The sequence below is a fragment of the Klebsiella sp. GW_Kp181 genome (assembly GCF_040062315.1).
In the GTDB taxonomy this organism is placed as follows: Bacteria; Pseudomonadota; Gammaproteobacteria; order Enterobacterales; family Enterobacteriaceae; genus Klebsiella; species Klebsiella oxytoca.
Map to the genome: position 1 here is coordinate 1 of NZ_JBEAFR010000005.1, position 18829 is coordinate 18829.

Consider the following 18829-nt stretch of genomic DNA (forward strand, 5'->3'; position numbering starts at 1 on the left):
CGATGGACGACGGTCTGCGTTTCGCAATCCGTGAAGGCGGCCGTACCGTTGGCGCAGGCGTGGTTGCTAAAGTTCTCGGCTAATTGCTGATAACATTTGACGCAATGCGCAATAAAAGGGCATCATTTGATGCCCTTTTTGCACGCTTTCACACCAGAACCTGGCTCATCAGTGATTTTTTGGGTCATAATCATTGCTGAGACAGGCTCTGAAGAGGGCGTTAAGTCCGAAACGCAGCAGAGCATTTCGGTTTGGTCGCCTCGCATTTCATGCGGGGTGAAGTTATTTGTCTGAATTCTTGTGACAGGTTGGTTTATGAGTGCGAATACCGAAGCTCAAGGGAGCGGGCGCGGCCTCGAAGCGATGAAGTGGACAATCGTTGTCGTGCTGCTGGTTGTGGCCATCGTCGGCAACTTCCTTTATCGTGACATTATGCTGGCAGTGCGTGCGCTGGCCGTAGTGATTCTGATCGCTGCAGCAGGCGGTGTCGCGCTGTTAACGACAAAAGGTAAGGCGACAGTCGCTTTCGCTCGTGAAGCGAGAACCGAAGTCCGTAAGGTGATCTGGCCGACTCGCCAGGAAACGCTGCATACCACGTTGATTGTTGCCGCGGTGACCGCCGTAATGTCACTGATCCTGTGGGGACTGGATGGTATTCTGGTTCGCCTGGTATCCTTTATCACTGGCCTGAGGTTCTGAGATGTCTGAAGCTCCTAAAAAACGCTGGTACGTCGTTCAGGCGTTTTCTGGTTTTGAAGGTCGCGTAGCTACCTCGTTGCGTGAACATATCAAATTACACAATATGGAAGAGCTGTTTGGCGAAGTCATGGTGCCGACCGAAGAAGTGGTCGAAATCCGCGGCGGCCAGCGTCGTAAAAGCGAACGTAAATTCTTCCCGGGCTACGTGCTGGTCCAGATGGTGATGAACGACGCGAGCTGGCACCTGGTGCGCAGCGTACCGCGTGTGATGGGCTTTATCGGCGGCACTTCTGACCGTCCGGCGCCTATCAGTGACAAAGAAGTCGATGCGATCATGAACCGTCTGCAGCAGGTTGGCGATAAGCCGCGGCCGAAAACGCTGTTTGAGCCGGGTGAAATGGTACGCGTTAGCGACGGCCCATTTGCCGACTTTAACGGCGTGGTTGAAGAAGTGGACTACGAAAAGTCTCGTCTGAAAGTGTCCGTTTCTATCTTCGGTCGTGCGACGCCGGTCGAGCTGGACTTTGCCCAGGTAGAAAAGGCTTAACCGCCGATCAAAAAAGCAACGCTTTAATCGTTGCATGAGGCGCGAAATTGGCATACAATTTCGCGCCTTTTGTTTTTATGGGCCTGATGCCCGTAAAGCGATATTTATCACGGGGAGCCTTTTGTAAGGCGCTACACCCAAACGAGGAAATTTAAATGGCTAAGAAAGTACAAGCCTACGTCAAGCTGCAGGTTGCAGCTGGTATGGCAAACCCGAGTCCGCCGGTTGGTCCAGCACTGGGTCAGCAGGGTGTGAACATCATGGAATTCTGCAAAGCGTTCAACGCAAAAACTGAATCCCTGGAAAAAGGTCTGCCAATCCCGGTTGTTATCACCGTTTACGCTGACCGTTCTTTCACCTTCGTTACCAAAACTCCGCCGGCAGCAGTTCTGCTGAAAAAAGCGGCTGGTATCAAGTCTGGTTCCGGTAAACCGAACAAAGACAAAGTAGGTAAAATTTCCCGCGCTCAGCTGCAGGAAATCGCGCAGACCAAAGCTGCCGACATGACTGGTTCCGACATTGAAGCGATGACTCGCTCCATTGAAGGTACTGCACGTTCCATGGGCCTGGTAGTGGAGGACTAAGAAATGGCTAAACTGACCAAGCGCATGTCCGTGATTCGTGACAAAGTTGATGCGACCAAACAGTACGACATCAACGAAGCCATCTCTCTGCTGAAAGAACTGGCGACTGCTAAGTTCGTTGAAAGCGTTGATGTTGCCGTTAACCTCGGCATTGACGCTCGTAAATCTGACCAGAACGTTCGTGGCGCGACCGTACTGCCGCACGGTACTGGCCGTTCAGTTCGCGTAGCCGTATTTGCCCAGGGCCCGAACGCTGAAGCAGCTAAAGCTGCTGGCGCAGAGCTGGTAGGTATGGAAGATCTGGCTGACCAGATCAAAAAAGGCGAAATGAACTTTGACGTGGTTATTGCTTCTCCGGATGCAATGCGCGTTGTTGGCCAGCTGGGCCAGGTTCTGGGTCCGCGCGGCCTGATGCCAAACCCGAAAGTTGGTACTGTAACTCCGAACGTTGCTGAAGCGGTTAAGAACGCTAAAGCAGGTCAGGTTCGTTACCGTAACGACAAAAACGGCATCATCCACACCACCATCGGTAAAGTGGATTTTGACGCTGATAAACTGAAAGAAAACCTGGAAGCTCTGCTGGTTGCGCTGAAAAAAGCGAAACCGACTCAGGCTAAAGGCGTGTACATCAAGAAAATCAGCATCTCCACCACCATGGGTGCTGGCGTTGCCGTTGATCAGGCTGGTCTGAGCGCTTCTGCGAACTAAGATTAGCTTTACGTGGGCGGTGAATTTGTCTACAATCTTACCCCCACGTATTCTGCTTATAGCAGACGTATAGCCGAGATATTCAGGCTGTGGCAAGGCAGTCAACGCCGCCACTGCGTGAATAGCGACGGCTAGACAAGATTTGTTCGTTGGAGCCTGGCCTATCCAGGCCTCCGTCGAAGACCGCAGGTGTTTCGCAAGAAACTTAATCCCCTGCGTAGACGGTGACAGAACGCTAAGATTATTTTTGGATACTCTGGCTTGTTTCTGCTCACCGTATTAAGACGCTCTTCTCTTTGAGTTGAGTGAAGTGAGTTCCGGAGCATGAGCTCTGGCAAACATCCAGGAGCAAAGCTAATGGCTTTAAATCTTCAAGACAAACAAGCGATTGTTGCTGAAGTCAGCGAAGTAGCCAAAGGCGCGCTGTCTGCAGTAGTTGCGGATTCCCGTGGCGTTACTGTAGACAAAATGACTGAACTGCGTAAAGCAGGTCGTGAAGCTGGCGTATACATGCGTGTTGTTCGTAACACCCTGCTGCGCCGCGTCGTTGAAGGTACTCCTTTCGAGTGCCTGAAAGACACGTTTGTTGGTCCGACCCTGATTGCATACTCTATGGAACACCCGGGCGCAGCTGCTCGTCTGTTCAAAGATTTCGCGAAAGCGAATGCAAAATTTGAGGTCAAAGCCGCAGCCTTTGAAGGTGAGCTGATCCCGGCGTCGCAAATCGACCGCCTGGCAACTCTGCCGACCTACGAAGAAGCAATTGCACGCCTGATGGCAACCATGAAAGAAGCTTCGGCTGGCAAACTGGTTCGCACTCTGGCTGCTGTACGCGATGCGAAAGAAGCTGCTTAATCGCAGTTATCTTCATAAAGCATCTGCTTACGTATAAACTTATTCTGATATTCAGGAACAATTTAAATGTCTATCACTAAAGATCAAATCATTGAAGCAGTATCCGCTATGTCCGTAATGGACGTTGTTGAGCTGATCTCTGCAATGGAAGAAAAATTCGGTGTTTCCGCTGCTGCTGCTGTAGCTGTTGCTGCTGGCCCGGCTGCTGACGCTGCTGAAGAAAAAACTGAATTCGACGTAATTCTGAAAGGTATCGGCGCGAACAAAGTTGCCGTTATCAAAGCAGTACGTGGCGCGACTGGCCTGGGTCTGAAAGAAGCTAAAGACCTGGTAGAATCTGCTCCGGCTGCTCTGAAAGAAGGCGTGAGCAAAGATGACGCTGAAGCACTGAAAAAATCTCTGGAAGAAGCTGGCGCTGAAGTTGAAGTTAAATAAGCCAACCTTTCCGGTTGCAGCCTGAGAAATCAGGCTGATGGCTGGTGACTTTTTGGTCACCAGCCTTTTTGCGCTGTAAGGCGCCAGTAGCATTTCACACTGTTTGACTACTGGTTGTCCTGACAATGCTTGTTTCTATAGACGACTTAATATACTGCGACAGGTTAGGGTCCCTGAGCTGTGTAAATCGCAATGAAATGGTTTAAGCGTGATAGAAACAGGTATTGCGGAAAGTGTTCCATTTTCCGGTCAACAAAATAGTGTTGCATAAAAAACTGCCTTATGTGGGCAGATGGGTCGACTTGTCAGCGAGCTGAGGAACCCTATGGTTTACTCCTATACCGAGAAAAAACGTATTCGTAAGGATTTTGGTAAACGTCCGCAGGTTCTGGACATACCTTATCTCCTTTCTATCCAGCTTGACTCGTTTCAGAAGTTCATCGAGCAAGATCCTGAAGGGCAGTATGGTCTGGAAGCAGCTTTCCGTTCCGTATTCCCGATTAAGAGCTACAGCGGTAATTCTGAGCTGCAGTATGTCAGCTACCGTCTGGGCGAACCGGTTTTTGACGTTAAAGAATGTCAGATCCGTGGCGTGACCTACTCGGCACCGCTGCGCGTTAAACTGCGTCTGGTGATCTACGAGCGCGAAGCGCCGGAAGGCACCGTTAAAGACATTAAAGAACAAGAAGTCTACATGGGCGAAATTCCGCTCATGACCGACAACGGTACCTTTGTTATCAACGGTACCGAGCGCGTTATCGTTTCTCAGCTGCACCGTAGCCCGGGCGTCTTCTTTGACAGTGACAAAGGTAAGACTCACTCTTCCGGTAAGGTTCTGTATAACGCACGTATCATCCCTTACCGTGGCTCCTGGCTGGACTTCGAATTCGACCCGAAAGACAACCTGTTTGTCCGTATCGACCGTCGTCGTAAGCTGCCGGCTACCATCATTCTGCGCGCGCTGAATTACACCACTGAGCAGATCCTTGACCTGTTCTTCGAAAAAGTGGTCTTTGAAATTCGCGACAACAAGCTGCAGATGGAACTGGTACCGGAGCGTCTGCGCGGCGAAACCGCCTCCTTCGATATCGAAGCGAACGGTAAAGTGTACGTTGAGAAAGGACGCCGCATCACTGCGCGTCACATTCGCCAGCTGGAAAAAGACGATATCAAACATATCGAAGTTCCGGTTGAGTACATCGCTGGCAAAGTTGCCTCTAAAGACTATGTTGACGAATCTACTGGCGAGCTGATCTGCCCGGCGAACATGGAGCTGAGCCTGGATCTGCTGGCCAAGCTGAGCCAGTCTGGCCATAAGCGTATCGAAACGCTGTTCACCAACGATCTGGATCACGGTCCGTACATCTCTGAGACTGTACGCGTTGACCCGACCAACGATCGTCTGAGCGCACTGGTAGAAATCTACCGCATGATGCGCCCTGGTGAGCCGCCGACTCGTGAAGCTGCTGAAAGCCTGTTCGAGAACCTGTTCTTCTCCGAAGACCGCTACGATCTGTCCGCGGTTGGTCGTATGAAGTTCAACCGTTCTCTGCTGCGCGACGAAATCGAAGGTTCCGGTATCCTGAGCAAAGAAGACATCATTGAAGTGATGAAGAAGCTCATCGATATCCGTAACGGTAAAGGCGAAGTCGATGATATCGACCACCTTGGCAACCGTCGTATCCGTTCCGTTGGCGAAATGGCGGAAAACCAGTTCCGCGTTGGCCTGGTTCGCGTAGAGCGTGCGGTGAAAGAGCGTCTGTCTCTGGGCGATCTGGATACCCTGATGCCTCAGGATATGATCAACGCCAAGCCGATTTCTGCAGCAGTGAAAGAGTTCTTTGGCTCCAGCCAGCTGTCTCAGTTTATGGACCAGAACAACCCGCTGTCTGAGATTACGCACAAACGTCGTATCTCTGCACTCGGCCCGGGCGGCCTGACTCGCGAACGCGCAGGCTTTGAAGTTCGAGACGTACACCCGACTCACTACGGTCGCGTATGTCCAATCGAAACGCCTGAAGGTCCGAACATCGGTCTGATCAACTCCCTGTCCGTGTACGCACAGACGAACGAATACGGCTTCCTTGAGACTCCGTATCGTAAAGTCACCGACGGCGTTGTGACCGACGAAATTCATTACCTGTCTGCTATCGAAGAAGGTAACTACGTTATTGCTCAGGCGAACTCCAACCTGGATGACGAAGGCCACTTTGTAGAAGATCTGGTTACCTGCCGTAGTAAAGGCGAATCCAGCTTGTTCAGCCGCGATCAGGTTGACTACATGGACGTATCCACCCAGCAGGTGGTTTCCGTCGGTGCGTCCCTGATCCCGTTCCTGGAACACGATGACGCCAACCGTGCATTGATGGGTGCGAACATGCAACGTCAGGCCGTTCCGACCCTGCGTGCTGATAAGCCGCTGGTTGGTACCGGTATGGAACGTGCTGTTGCCGTTGACTCCGGTGTAACTGCGGTGGCTAAACGTGGCGGCCTGGTTCAGTACGTGGATGCGTCCCGTATCGTTATCAAAGTTAACGAAGACGAGATGTACCCGGGCGAAGCAGGTATCGACATCTATAACCTGACCAAGTACACCCGCTCTAACCAGAACACCTGCATCAACCAGATGCCGTGTGTCTCTCTGGGCGAGCCGATTGAGCGCGGTGACGTGCTGGCTGACGGTCCGTCTACCGACCTCGGTGAACTGGCGCTCGGTCAGAACATGCGCGTCGCGTTCATGCCGTGGAACGGTTACAACTTCGAAGACTCCATCCTCGTATCCGAGCGTGTTGTTCAGGAAGACCGTTTTACCACCATCCACATTCAGGAACTGGCGTGCGTGTCCCGCGACACCAAGCTGGGGCCGGAAGAGATCACCGCTGATATCCCGAACGTGGGTGAAGCTGCACTCTCTAAACTGGATGAGTCCGGTATCGTTTATATCGGTGCGGAAGTGACCGGTGGCGATATTCTGGTTGGTAAAGTAACCCCGAAAGGTGAAACCCAGCTGACGCCAGAAGAGAAACTGCTGCGTGCGATCTTCGGTGAGAAAGCGTCTGACGTTAAAGACTCTTCTCTGCGCGTGCCAAACGGTGTCTCCGGTACCATTATCGACGTTCAGGTCTTCACCCGCGACGGCGTAGAAAAAGACAAACGCGCGCTGGAAATCGAAGAGATGCAACTCAAACAGGCGAAGAAAGACCTGTCTGAAGAACTGCAGATCCTCGAAGCTGGCCTGTTTGGTCGTATCTATGCGGTGCTGGTCTCCGGCGGTATCGAAGCTGAGAAGCTCGACAAGCTGCCGCGCGATCGCTGGCTGGAACTCGGCCTGACCGACGAAGAGAAACAAAACCAGCTGGAGCAGCTGGCTGAGCAGTACGACGAACTGAAACACGAGTTCGAGAAAAAACTCGAAGCGAAACGCCGTAAAATCACTCAGGGCGACGATCTGGCACCGGGCGTGCTGAAGATCGTTAAAGTGTATCTGGCCGTTAAACGTCAGATTCAGCCTGGTGACAAAATGGCAGGTCGTCACGGTAACAAGGGTGTTATCTCTAAGATCAACCCGATCGAAGATATGCCTTACGATGAAAACGGCACGCCGGTCGACATCGTACTGAACCCGCTGGGCGTACCGTCTCGTATGAACATCGGTCAGATCCTGGAAACTCACCTGGGTATGGCTGCGAAAGGTATTGGCGAGAAAATCAACGCCATGCTGAAACAGCAGCAGGAAGTCGCCAAACTGCGCGAGTTCATCCAGCGTGCCTACGATCTGGGTACCGACGTTCGTCAGAAGGTTGATCTGAATACCTTCACTGACGAAGAAGTTATGCGTCTCGCTGAAAACCTGAAAAAAGGTATGCCGATCGCAACGCCGGTCTTCGACGGTGCGAAAGAGTCTGAAATCAAGGAGCTGTTACAGCTTGGTGGCCTGCCGACTTCCGGCCAGATCACCCTGTTCGACGGTCGTACCGGTGAGCAATTCGAGCGCCAGGTTACCGTTGGCTACATGTACATGCTGAAACTGAACCACCTGGTTGATGACAAGATGCATGCGCGTTCTACCGGTTCTTACAGCCTGGTTACTCAGCAGCCGCTGGGTGGTAAGGCACAGTTCGGTGGTCAGCGCTTCGGGGAGATGGAAGTGTGGGCGCTGGAAGCATATGGCGCAGCATACACCCTGCAGGAAATGCTCACCGTTAAGTCTGATGACGTGAACGGCCGTACTAAGATGTATAAGAACATCGTGGATGGCAACCATCAGATGGAACCGGGCATGCCGGAATCCTTCAACGTACTGTTGAAAGAGATTCGCTCGCTGGGCATCAACATCGAACTGGAAGACGAGTAACTCTCGCTCAAACAGGTCACTGGCGCCGGGGTAAGACCCGGCGCCAGATTGTGCTAACTCCGACGGGAGCAAATCCGTGAAAGACTTATTAAAGTTTCTGAAAGCGCAAACTAAAACCGAAGAGTTTGATGCGATCAAAATTGCTCTGGCATCGCCAGACATGATCCGTTCATGGTCTTTTGGTGAAGTTAAAAAGCCGGAAACCATTAACTACCGTACGTTCAAACCTGAGCGTGACGGCCTTTTCTGCGCGCGTATTTTCGGGCCAGTAAAAGACTACGAGTGCCTGTGCGGTAAGTACAAGCGCCTGAAACACCGCGGTGTGATCTGTGAGAAGTGCGGCGTTGAAGTGACCCAGACTAAAGTGCGCCGTGAGCGTATGGGCCACATCGAGCTGGCGTCTCCGACCGCTCATATCTGGTTCCTGAAGTCTCTGCCGTCCCGTATCGGCCTGCTACTCGATATGCCGCTGCGCGATATCGAACGCGTGCTGTACTTCGAATCCTATGTGGTTATCGAAGGCGGTATGACCAACCTGGAACGCCAGCAGATCCTGACTGAAGAACAGTATCTGGACGCGCTGGAAGAGTTCGGTGACGAATTTGACGCGAAGATGGGTGCGGAAGCTATCCAGGCCCTGCTGAAGAGCATGGATCTGGAGCAAGAGTGTGAAACTCTGCGCGAAGAGCTGAACGAAACCAACTCCGAAACCAAGCGTAAGAAGCTGACCAAGCGTATCAAACTGCTGGAAGCGTTCGTACAGTCTGGCAACAAGCCGGAGTGGATGATCCTGACCGTTCTGCCGGTACTGCCGCCAGATCTGCGTCCGCTGGTTCCGCTGGATGGTGGTCGTTTTGCGACTTCTGACCTGAACGATCTGTATCGTCGCGTCATTAACCGTAACAACCGTCTGAAACGTCTGCTGGATCTGGCTGCGCCGGACATCATCGTACGCAACGAAAAACGTATGCTGCAGGAAGCGGTTGACGCCCTGCTGGATAACGGTCGTCGCGGTCGTGCGATCACCGGTTCTAACAAACGTCCTCTGAAATCTTTGGCCGATATGATCAAAGGTAAGCAGGGTCGTTTCCGTCAGAACCTGCTCGGTAAGCGTGTTGACTACTCCGGTCGTTCTGTAATCACCGTAGGTCCATACCTGCGTCTGCATCAGTGCGGTCTGCCGAAGAAAATGGCGCTGGAGCTGTTCAAACCGTTTATTTACGGCAAGCTGGAGCTGCGTGGCCTGGCCACCACCATCAAAGCCGCTAAGAAAATGGTTGAGCGCGAAGAAGCTGTCGTTTGGGATATCCTGGACGAAGTCATCCGCGAACACCCGGTACTGCTGAACCGTGCACCAACCTTGCACCGTCTGGGGATCCAGGCATTTGAACCAGTGCTGATCGAAGGTAAAGCTATCCAGCTGCACCCGCTGGTTTGTGCGGCATACAACGCCGACTTCGATGGTGACCAGATGGCTGTTCACGTACCGCTGACGCTGGAAGCCCAGCTCGAAGCGCGTGCGCTGATGATGTCTACTAACAACATCCTGTCTCCAGCGAACGGTGAGCCTATCATCGTTCCGTCTCAGGACGTTGTACTGGGTCTGTACTACATGACCCGTGACTGTGTTAACGCCAAAGGCGAAGGCATGGTGCTGACTGGCCCGAAAGAAGCTGAGCGTATTTATCGCGCTGGCCTGGCCTCTCTGCATGCGCGCGTTAAAGTGCGTATCACCGAATACGAAAAAGATGAAAACGGCGAATTCGTTGCGAAAACCAGCCTGAAAGATACGACCGTTGGTCGCGCCATTCTGTGGATGATCGTACCGAAAGGTCTGCCTTTCTCCATCGTCAACCAGGCGCTGGGTAAGAAGGCTATCTCTAAGATGCTGAACACCTGCTACCGTATTCTGGGCCTGAAACCGACCGTTATTTTTGCGGACCAGACGATGTACACCGGCTTTGCTTATGCAGCGCGTTCAGGTGCATCCGTTGGTATCGATGACATGGTCATCCCGGAGAAAAAATACGAAATCATCAGCGAAGCGGAAGCGGAAGTTGCTGAGATTCAGGAGCAGTTCCAGTCGGGTCTGGTGACCGCTGGCGAACGCTATAACAAAGTTATCGATATCTGGGCTGCGGCCAACGATCGTGTATCCAAAGCGATGATGGACAACCTGCAAACCGAAACCGTTATTAACCGTAACGGCGAAGAAGAGCAGCAGGTTTCCTTCAACAGCATCTACATGATGGCCGACTCCGGTGCGCGTGGTTCTGCTGCACAGATTCGTCAGCTTGCCGGTATGCGTGGTCTGATGGCGAAGCCGGATGGCTCAATCATCGAAACGCCAATCACCGCGAACTTCCGTGAAGGTCTGAACGTACTCCAGTACTTCATCTCCACGCACGGTGCGCGTAAAGGTCTGGCGGATACCGCACTGAAAACAGCGAACTCCGGTTACCTGACCCGTCGTCTGGTTGACGTTGCACAGGACCTGGTCGTTACTGAAGACGACTGTGGCACCCTGGAAGGCATCACCATGACCCCGGTTATCGAGGGTGGCGATGTTAAAGAGCCGCTGCGCGATCGCGTACTGGGTCGTGTGACCGCTGAAGACGTTCTGAAGCCGGGTACGGCGGACATTCTGGTTCCACGCAACACGCTGCTTCATGAGCACTGGTGCGATCTGCTGGAAGAGAACTCCGTTGACTCCGTCAAAGTGCGTTCCGTTGTATCCTGTGACACCGACTTTGGTGTATGTGCGCACTGCTACGGTCGTGACCTGGCGCGTGGCCACATCATCAACAAAGGTGAGGCTATCGGCGTTATCGCGGCACAGTCCATCGGTGAGCCGGGTACACAGCTGACGATGCGTACGTTCCACATCGGTGGTGCGGCATCTCGTGCGGCTGCTGAGTCCAGCATCCAGGTGAAAAACAAAGGTAGCATCCGTCTGAGCAATGCGAAGTCGGTTGTGAACTCCAGCGGTAAGCTGGTTATTACGTCCCGTAATACCGAGCTGAAACTGATCGACGAATTCGGTCGTACCAAAGAGAGCTATAAAGTGCCTTACGGCTCCGTTATGGCGAAAGGTGATGGTGAGCAGGTTGCCGGCGGTGAAACCGTAGCGAACTGGGATCCGCACACCATGCCGGTTATCACCGAAGTGAGCGGTTTCGTCCGCTTCACTGACATGATTGACGGCCAGACCATTACTCGTCAGACCGACGAGCTGACCGGCCTGTCTTCTCTGGTGGTTCTGGATTCTGCAGAGCGTACCACTGGCGGTAAAGACCTGCGTCCGGCGCTGAAAATCGTTGATGCTCAGGGTAATGATGTTCTGATCCCTGGCACCGATATGCCTGCGCAGTACTTCCTGCCGGGTAAAGCGATTGTTCAGCTGGAAGATGGCGTACAGATCAGTTCTGGTGACACCCTGGCGCGTGTACCGCAGGAATCCGGCGGTACCAAGGACATCACCGGTGGTCTGCCGCGCGTTGCCGACCTGTTCGAAGCGCGTCGTCCGAAAGAGCCGGCAATCCTGGCTGAAATCAGCGGCATCATTTCCTTCGGTAAAGAAACCAAAGGGAAACGTCGTCTGGTTATCACCCCGGTAGACGGTAGCGATCCGTACGAAGAGATGATTCCTAAATGGCGTCAGCTCAACGTGTTCGAAGGTGAACGCGTAGAACGTGGTGATGTAGTTTCCGACGGTCCGGAAGCACCGCACGACATTCTGCGTCTGCGTGGCGTACATGCTGTGACTCGTTATATTGTTAACGAAGTCCAGGACGTATACCGTCTGCAGGGCGTTAAGATTAACGATAAGCACATTGAAGTTATCGTTCGTCAGATGCTGCGTAAAGCGACCATCGAAAGCGCCGGTAGCTCCGACTTCCTGGAAGGCGAACAGGTTGAATACTCTCGCGTCAAGATCGCTAACCGCGAGCTGGAAGCGAACGGCAAAGTGGGTGCAACGTTCTCCCGCGATCTGCTGGGTATCACCAAAGCGTCCCTGGCAACCGAATCGTTCATCTCTGCCGCATCGTTCCAGGAGACCACGCGTGTCCTGACCGAAGCAGCCGTTGCGGGTAAACGCGACGAACTGCGTGGCCTGAAAGAGAACGTTATCGTGGGTCGTCTGATCCCGGCCGGTACCGGTTATGCCTACCACCAGGATCGTATGCGCCGCCGCGCAGCCGGCGAGCTGCCAGCAGCGCCGCAGGTCAGCGTGGAAGAAGCTTCTGCTAACCTGGCAGAGCTGCTGAACGCGGGTCTGGGCGGTTCCGACAACGATTAATCGTTGATTCGCTAAGCGCTTAAAAGCCAGTCAGATCATCTGACTGGCTTTTTTATTGCCTGTCCGTTGCTGCTATTATTTATTCGTTATACTTTTTAATTACATTTAATTAATGTAATCGCTGCAATTAATTAGCAAATAAACTCCCCCTTCAAGATTATTTATTTCTGTTTCAGATTTTCATCATCAATCAATGGGTAAAAATCCTACACGTATCAAAAAATACGCGCCGCAAACGCTATATAGTCAAAAAGCTCAAATAATCATGTGATTACTTTTCCCTCATCTTTTCGGTTCTTCGCAACTGAGGGGATCGCTGTATCTGGCGAAAGGGGGCGGGGAAGATGAGTAAATAAAAAACAAAGCGGAAAAGTATTGTCGCTATTTAAAAGATAGCGTCTGGGGGAAGCATGGAATTTGCTATTCAACTTATCATTATCTTAATTTGTTTGTTCTATGGCGCGAGAAAGGGCGGTATTGCGCTCGGCCTTTTAGGCGGCATTGGTCTGGTTATTTTAGTGTTTGTCTTTCATCTTAAGCCGGGAAAACCCCCTGTAGACGTCATGCTGGTGATCATTGCGGTGGTGGCCGCCTCAGCGACGCTGCAGGCTTCCGGCGGTTTAGACGTTATGCTGCAGATTGCGGAGAAACTGCTGCGGCGCAACCCGAAATACGTTTCAATCGTGGCGCCATTCGTCACCTGCACGTTGACCATTCTTTGCGGAACCGGGCACGTGGTATATACCATTCTGCCAATTATTTATGATGTTGCGATTAAAAATAATATTCGCCCGGAACGACCGATGGCCGCGAGTTCGATCGGCGCGCAGATGGGGATTATCGCCAGCCCGGTTTCGGTGGCAGTCGTCTCGCTGGTGGCGATGCTCGGCAATTTCACCTTTAACGGTAAGCACCTTGAGTTTCTCGATCTGCTGGCGATCACTATTCCGTCAACGCTGCTGGGGATTCTGGCCATTGGTATCTTCAGCTGGTTTCGCGGTAAAGACCTCGATAAAGACGAAGCCTTTCAGGCTTTTATTGCGGTGCCGGAAAACCGCCATTACGTTTATGGTGATACGGCCACGCTGCTCGATAAGAAGCTGCCGACCAGTAACTGGATTGCGATGTGGATTTTTCTGGCCTCAATAGCCGTTGTCGCCCTGCTCGGCGCCTTCTCCGAGCTGCGTCCGGCCTTTGATGACAAGCCGCTGTCGATGGTGCTGGTGATCCAAATGTTTATGCTGCTTTCCGGGGCGCTCATCATCATCATTACCAAAACCAATCCCGCTTCGATTTCCAAAAATGAGGTGTTCCGTTCCGGGATGATCGCCATTGTCGCGGTGTACGGTATCGCGTGGATGGCGGAGACGATGTTTGGCGCACATATGACCGAAATCAAAGGTGTCCTCGGTGAGATGGTCAAAGAGTATCCGTGGGCTTACGCTATCGTACTGCTGCTGGTGTCGAAGTTTGTTAACTCACAGGCGGCTGCGCTGGCGGCGATTGTTCCGGTGGCGCTGGCGATTGGCGTCGATCCGGCTTACATCGTTGCTTCCGCACCTGCCTGCTACGGGTATTACATTCTGCCGACCTACCCAAGCGATCTGGCGGCGATTCAATTCGACCGCTCTGGTACAACGCATATCGGCCGCTTTGTGATTAACCATAGCTTTATTCTGCCAGGGCTCATTGGCGTTAGCGTCTCTTGCGTCTTTGGTTGGGTATTTGCGGCGATGTATGGATTTCTGTAAGAGAGGACAGGCGCCGTTAGCGGCGCCTGTTAAATAGTTGGGGTTATTGCGCGAGCGGAATTCGGCGATAGAGCTCAATCATATCGGTTGCCAGATCCTGAATGACCATCGCGTTCATCAGGTGGTCCTGGGAATGAACGGTAATCAGGTTAACCGGAAGCTTGCCGCTGCCTTCATCCATGCCGATCAGCTGGGTCTGGATTTTATGCGCATGTTTGACAAATTCGTGAGATTCCGCCATCGCCTGTTCGGCGGCCGAGAAATCGCCTTTACGGGCCAGCTGCAGAGCGGTTAAGGCAGAGCTACGCGCTGAACCGGCGTTAACCAGAAGCTCCATGATGATCGTTTCTAAGTCTTCCATCTCTTACTCCATCAGCTTCAGGGCTTTATCAAGCACGGCTTCGCCTTTCATCATGCCGTAATCCATCATATCGATGACGGCAACTTTTTTACCAAACGGGTCGGCCATAGCCTGTAGCTTGGCCTGCTCATACTTCACCTGGGGGCCGAGCAGGATAATATCGGCAGCGGCAAGGTTATCTTTAAACTCGGCAACCGGTACGGCTTTGATGGAGACTTCCACACCTTTTTGTTGCGCAGCAGCCTGCATACGTTGAACCAGCATGCTGGTAGACATACCTGCGGCGCAGCATAAAACGATATTCTTCATAATTGTTGGCCCTTATGTTCCTTGATGTACCATCTTTATCGCGGGCAGGCGGGCGGGACAACCGCTTTACGGTGATTGTGTGTAAGTCATCACAAAATAATGAAACCGGTTTCGGTTATGGAGGAGAAAACGCTAAAAGCCGCGTCCGACGGGCCGGAAACGGTAGGCTCTGTTACGCGCGGACGATGCGATTCTTGCCCTGCTGCTTGGCTTTATACAGCGCTTCATCAACGCGCACGACAAGCTGCTCCAGGGGTTCCATATTCCATTCGCCGAGACCTGCGCTAAAGGTGACCGTTAGCCCTTCTTCACGCCAGGAGCGCTGCGCAACGCGGGCCCGCCAGCTCTCCAGCAGCTTCAGAGCGTCATCGCTATGTCCGGTGGTAAAGATCACCGCAAACTCCTCCCCGCCGTAGCGGTAAAGTGAAATTTGCAGAGGTTGGAGGATCTGCAGTCCTTCCCGTGCGACATTGCGCAGAACGATATCGCCATTGAGGTGACCCCAGGTGTCATTTATCGTTTTAAAGTTATCAATATCCACCAGCGCGAGAGAGAAAGGTTGATGATCGTTCATCAGCGCGGCGATATCATTGTCGAAGGCGCGTCGGTTCTTGCAGCCGGTTAGCGCATCGATGGTCGCCTGGCGAACGTAGGTTAACTCGCGCTGCTTATTGCTCTCGATGGCTTTGCTGAGCATCGCTTCCAGCCGCGGGGCGCGCTGAACATCCCCGGTTTTAATGGCATTGATGATGTTCATCAACACCGTACGTGAAGCATGGCGCAGATACAGGCCAAACAGCACGATAACGATCGCGGCCAGGGCAAAGCTCCAGGCGACGATATCCGTTTCATGGCGAGTCAAGTTGACCAGCGTCGAGTTATCGACCCGATAAATGACAAACCAGTCGGGGTTGGTAAACGAGTAGTAGTAGTACCAGGCGTTCGTATCGGTATCGTAGAGCTGGCCTTCGCCGCTGGTCATTCTGTCCATCAACGCTTCACTGACGTAGGGTTTAAATAAGGCGCCAGGATCCGGATGGAGAACGACTTTACCATCGCGTTGCACCACAAAAAATTCCCCCTGGACCGGAGCAACCATCTGCCGTAACGCGTAGCCCATTGAGGTGAGATCGAGATGAAATGCGAGACTGCCCTTTAGCCGTCCTTCTGGAGAAATTATGGGTTTGTAGACGGTAATCGTCGGATGATGCGTGAAGTAGTCGTTGTACGGGCTGGTATACCGGCTGAAGGTACTGGCTTCCGCTTGTTTAATAAACCATGGTCTCGATTTGGCATCAAAAGACTGACTGTCTTCCGTCTCCAGAACTTCGGGCGCGCGCAGGTAGTGCCCATTGGTATCCGCCAGCGAGATGGACGAAACGGTTTGCATCATATTTTGCAGCTGCATAAGCTGCATCAAACCTTTTTCAGGATTGACGTTAACCGCCTCATTGAGCGCATCATTGCGGGCAAAGAAAGTGGCGGCACGGGTGAGGATAAAGTCATTGCCCTGCAGCAGCGTCTCCGTGTAGTTGGTCGCCATATTGTGGGTAAAATTGCGGTTAATATGATGATAATCTTCAAGAAAATCATTTCGCTGCGTCGTCGTGGCGAACACCGCTATCAGCAAGAAGCTGAATAAAATACCGGCGAACCCGATCACAATCGGCGAGGTGAAAGAGAGCTTTCTATTATGGCGAGCCATGAGTCGTAAATCGTTCCAGAAGCGTTAAACCGTGGAGAAAGATGCAGGTTTAGCCAGCATGCCTGCCGATTGAATCAGATAAATCTCCGGTAATTATAACGCTGACGTTGTGAGATGGACTGATTAATATTCCATATTGATGGAATTGCCTTTGCAGCGAAGAGGATGGAGCAGGGCGAAAATGAGGAAGAGTTAGCTTTCGCCCTGGACAGCATCCACTGCTGACAAGGGCAGGATAGAGAAACGGAAACACGGTCACCATCTTCCGTTTCTCTGATTACGAGCGTGCACCAGGAACTTTTAAGTCGTTACATCTCTTATCATGATGACTGGGAAGCGCGTCCCAGCCAGCTATCCCAGTCTTTCCATACCGGCTGCAGCCCGCTGGCCACCAGCGCGCTGGCAACCTCTTCCGGGCGTCGGTCATCGTGAGGCGCGAACTGCTCCAGCTCCGGATGGTTATCGGCATACCCACCGGGCTGAGTTTTTGAAAACGCGCTGACGTTGTTGATGGCCAGCGGGATGACCCGATCGCGGAACCAGGGGGATTCGCGGGTGGATAACGAAAGTTCCACTTCCGGGGCCAGCAGGCGGAAGGCGCAAATGGTTTGCACCAGCTGTCGTTCATCCATCAATGAGGCAGGTTCGATACCGCCGGCGCACGGGCGCAGTCGCGGAAAGGAGATGGAGTAGCGGCTGCGCCAGTAGCGCTGCTGAAGCCACAGCAGATGTTCCGCCACCATAAAGCAGTCCACGCGCCAGCTGTCGGAGAGGCCAATTAATGCGCCAAGGCCAATCTTATCAATTCCCGCCTGTCCAAGCCTGTCCGGCGTATCCAGCCGCCAGAAAAAGTCCTGTTTTTTCCCTTTCAGATGGTGTTTCGCATACATGCTTTCATGATAGGTCTCCTGATAGACCATCACGCCGTCCAGCCCGAGGTTTTTCAGCTCGGTGTATTCCTCCCTCGCCAGCGGCTGGACTTCCATATGCAGCGAGGCGAACTGGCGGCGAATCGCGGGCAGATGCTGGCGAAAGTAGTCCATGCCGACTTTGCCCTGATGCTCGCCGGTCACCAGCAGCAGATGCTCAAAACCCATTTCGCGAATTGCCGCGCATTCACGGGCAATTTCCGCCTCATCCAGAGTTTTTCGCTTGATGCGGTTACTCATTGAGAAACCGCAGTAGGTACAGTCGTTGGCGCACAGATTAGAGAGATACAGCGGCACATAAAAGCTGACGGTATTACCGAAACGCTGGCGCGTCAGACGCTGAGCACGCTGGGCCAGAGGCTCCAGATAGCCAGCAGCGACGGGGGAGAGCAGGGCCATCATGTCGTCGCGGCTGAGCTGTTTGGCCGCCAGGGCGCGTTCAACGTCGGCGGTGGTTTTCGCGTTTATTCGCAGGCGAATATCGTCCCAGTCCAGCTGTCGCCAACGGTCAGTGAAGGTGTTCATACCTGCGCCTCCAGAAAGCCGGTCAGCGGGCTGGTGGCCTGCGCCTGCGCGCTGCGCGCGCCCGGTCCGGCCTGCCGCGCCAGTAATCCGGCATCAATCGCCAGCCGGAAAGCCCGGGCCATGGTAACCGGGTCATCGGCAACGGCGATGGCGGTATTCACCAGGACCGCGTCGGCACCCATTTCCAGCGCCTGCGCTGCGTGGCTCGGCACGCCAATACCCGCATCCACGACCACCGGCACCGTGGCCTGTTCGATAATAATCTCCAGCATTGCTTTGGTTTCCAGTCCCTGATTGGAGCCGATGGGCGCGCCGAGCGGCATCACCGCCGCGCAGCCCGCTTCTTCCAGACGTTTACACAGCACCGGGTCGGCGCCGCAGTAGGGCAGCACGACGAAGCCTTCCCGAACCAGAATCTCCGCCGCTTTCAGCGTTTCGATCGGATCGGGGAGCAGCCAGCGGGCGTCCGGATGAATTTCCAGTTTCAGCCAGTGGGTGCCCAGCGCTTCCCGAGCCAGGCGGGCGGCAAATACCGCCTCTTCCGCCGTTTTGGCCCCGGAAGTGTTGGGGAGCAGGCTAACGCCGGCCGCCAGCAGCGGCGCGAGGATGGCGTCATTATGCTGACGGAGATCGACGCGCTTCATCGCCAGCGTCACCAGTTGGCTACCGGAGGCGCGAATGGCCTCCACCATGACCTCGGGAGCGGCGAATTTACCGGTGCCGGTGAAGAGATGTGATTCAAACGTTTTATCTGCAATACGTAACAT

Annotated in this window: 15 protein-coding genes; 10 read left to right on the top strand and 5 right to left on the bottom strand. The window is 53.3% G+C overall.

What is annotated here, in order from left to right; all coding sequences use genetic code 11:
* From ABLV11_RS05275 to dcuB, 10 genes are all read left to right on the top strand, one after another.
* Window positions 1-83: hypothetical protein (locus ABLV11_RS05275; RefSeq protein ID WP_000340867.1), on the top strand; the 83-nt coding region annotated here is incomplete at its 5' end.
* 232 nt (window positions 84-315) lie between these two features.
* On the top strand, window positions 316-699 hold the full coding sequence (gene secE, locus ABLV11_RS05280; protein WP_004097638.1) for a preprotein translocase subunit SecE: 384 nt from the start codon (window positions 316-318) through the stop codon (window positions 697-699).
* A 1-nt stretch (window position 700) separates the two neighbouring features.
* On the top strand, window positions 701-1246 hold the full coding sequence (gene nusG / locus ABLV11_RS05285) for a transcription termination/antitermination protein NusG (RefSeq protein ID WP_002438628.1): 546 nt from the start codon (window positions 701-703) through the stop codon (window positions 1244-1246).
* Between the two features lie 155 nt (window positions 1247-1401).
* Complete coding sequence (rplK, locus tag ABLV11_RS05290; RefSeq protein ID WP_004097640.1) at window positions 1402-1830, top strand: 50S ribosomal protein L11; 429 nt, start codon at window positions 1402-1404, stop codon at window positions 1828-1830.
* A 3-nt stretch (window positions 1831-1833) separates the two neighbouring features.
* A complete protein-coding gene (rplA, locus tag ABLV11_RS05295) occupies window positions 1834-2538 on the top strand; it encodes a 50S ribosomal protein L1 (RefSeq protein WP_004097642.1) in 705 nt (234 codons plus the stop codon).
* 357 nt (window positions 2539-2895) lie between these two features.
* A complete protein-coding gene (rplJ, locus tag ABLV11_RS05300; protein ID WP_004109731.1) occupies window positions 2896-3393 on the top strand; it encodes a 50S ribosomal protein L10 in 498 nt (165 codons plus the stop codon).
* 66 nt (window positions 3394-3459) lie between these two features.
* Window positions 3460-3828 (top strand): 50S ribosomal protein L7/L12, encoded by a 369-nt coding sequence (gene rplL / locus ABLV11_RS05305; RefSeq protein WP_004109728.1) that lies wholly within the window; start codon window positions 3460-3462, stop codon window positions 3826-3828.
* A 325-nt stretch (window positions 3829-4153) separates the two neighbouring features.
* Window positions 4154-8182, top strand: a complete 4029-nt coding sequence (gene rpoB / locus ABLV11_RS05310) for a DNA-directed RNA polymerase subunit beta (protein WP_004109725.1) — start codon at window positions 4154-4156, stop codon at window positions 8180-8182.
* Window positions 8183-8258: 76 nt separating this feature from the next.
* Complete coding sequence (gene rpoC, locus ABLV11_RS05315) at window positions 8259-12482, top strand: DNA-directed RNA polymerase subunit beta' (RefSeq protein ID WP_004109722.1); 4224 nt, start codon at window positions 8259-8261, stop codon at window positions 12480-12482.
* A 410-nt stretch (window positions 12483-12892) separates the two neighbouring features.
* Complete coding sequence (gene dcuB / locus ABLV11_RS05320) at window positions 12893-14233, top strand: anaerobic C4-dicarboxylate transporter DcuB (RefSeq protein ID WP_004117097.1); 1341 nt, start codon at window positions 12893-12895, stop codon at window positions 14231-14233.
* A gap of 43 nt (window positions 14234-14276) precedes the next feature.
* Here the strand turns inward: dcuB and ABLV11_RS05325 are convergent, their stop codons facing one another.
* The 5 genes from ABLV11_RS05325 to thiG all read right to left on the bottom strand — a co-directional run bounded on the left by ABLV11_RS05325 (window position 14277) and on the right by thiG (window position 18829).
* Complete coding sequence (locus tag ABLV11_RS05325) at window positions 14277-14594, bottom strand: PTS lactose/cellobiose transporter subunit IIA (RefSeq protein ID WP_064343563.1); 318 nt, start codon at window positions 14592-14594, stop codon at window positions 14277-14279.
* A gap of 3 nt (window positions 14595-14597) precedes the next feature.
* The gene (locus tag ABLV11_RS05330; protein WP_004109717.1) at window positions 14598-14903 is read right to left on the bottom strand and encodes a PTS sugar transporter subunit IIB; all 306 of its coding nucleotides are present in this window, start codon (window positions 14901-14903) and stop codon (window positions 14598-14600) included.
* 172 nt (window positions 14904-15075) lie between these two features.
* On the bottom strand, window positions 15076-16608 hold the full coding sequence (locus ABLV11_RS05335; RefSeq protein WP_004109715.1) for a sensor domain-containing diguanylate cyclase: 1533 nt from the start codon (window positions 16606-16608) through the stop codon (window positions 15076-15078).
* Between the two features lie 320 nt (window positions 16609-16928).
* Window positions 16929-18062, bottom strand: a complete 1134-nt coding sequence (thiH, locus tag ABLV11_RS05340) for a 2-iminoacetate synthase ThiH (protein WP_348855212.1) — start codon at window positions 18060-18062, stop codon at window positions 16929-16931.
* Window positions 18059-18829 (bottom strand): thiazole synthase, encoded by a 771-nt coding sequence (thiG, locus tag ABLV11_RS05345; protein WP_004109711.1) that lies wholly within the window; start codon window positions 18827-18829, stop codon window positions 18059-18061. The genes thiH and thiG overlap by 4 nt, the downstream gene beginning before the upstream one ends.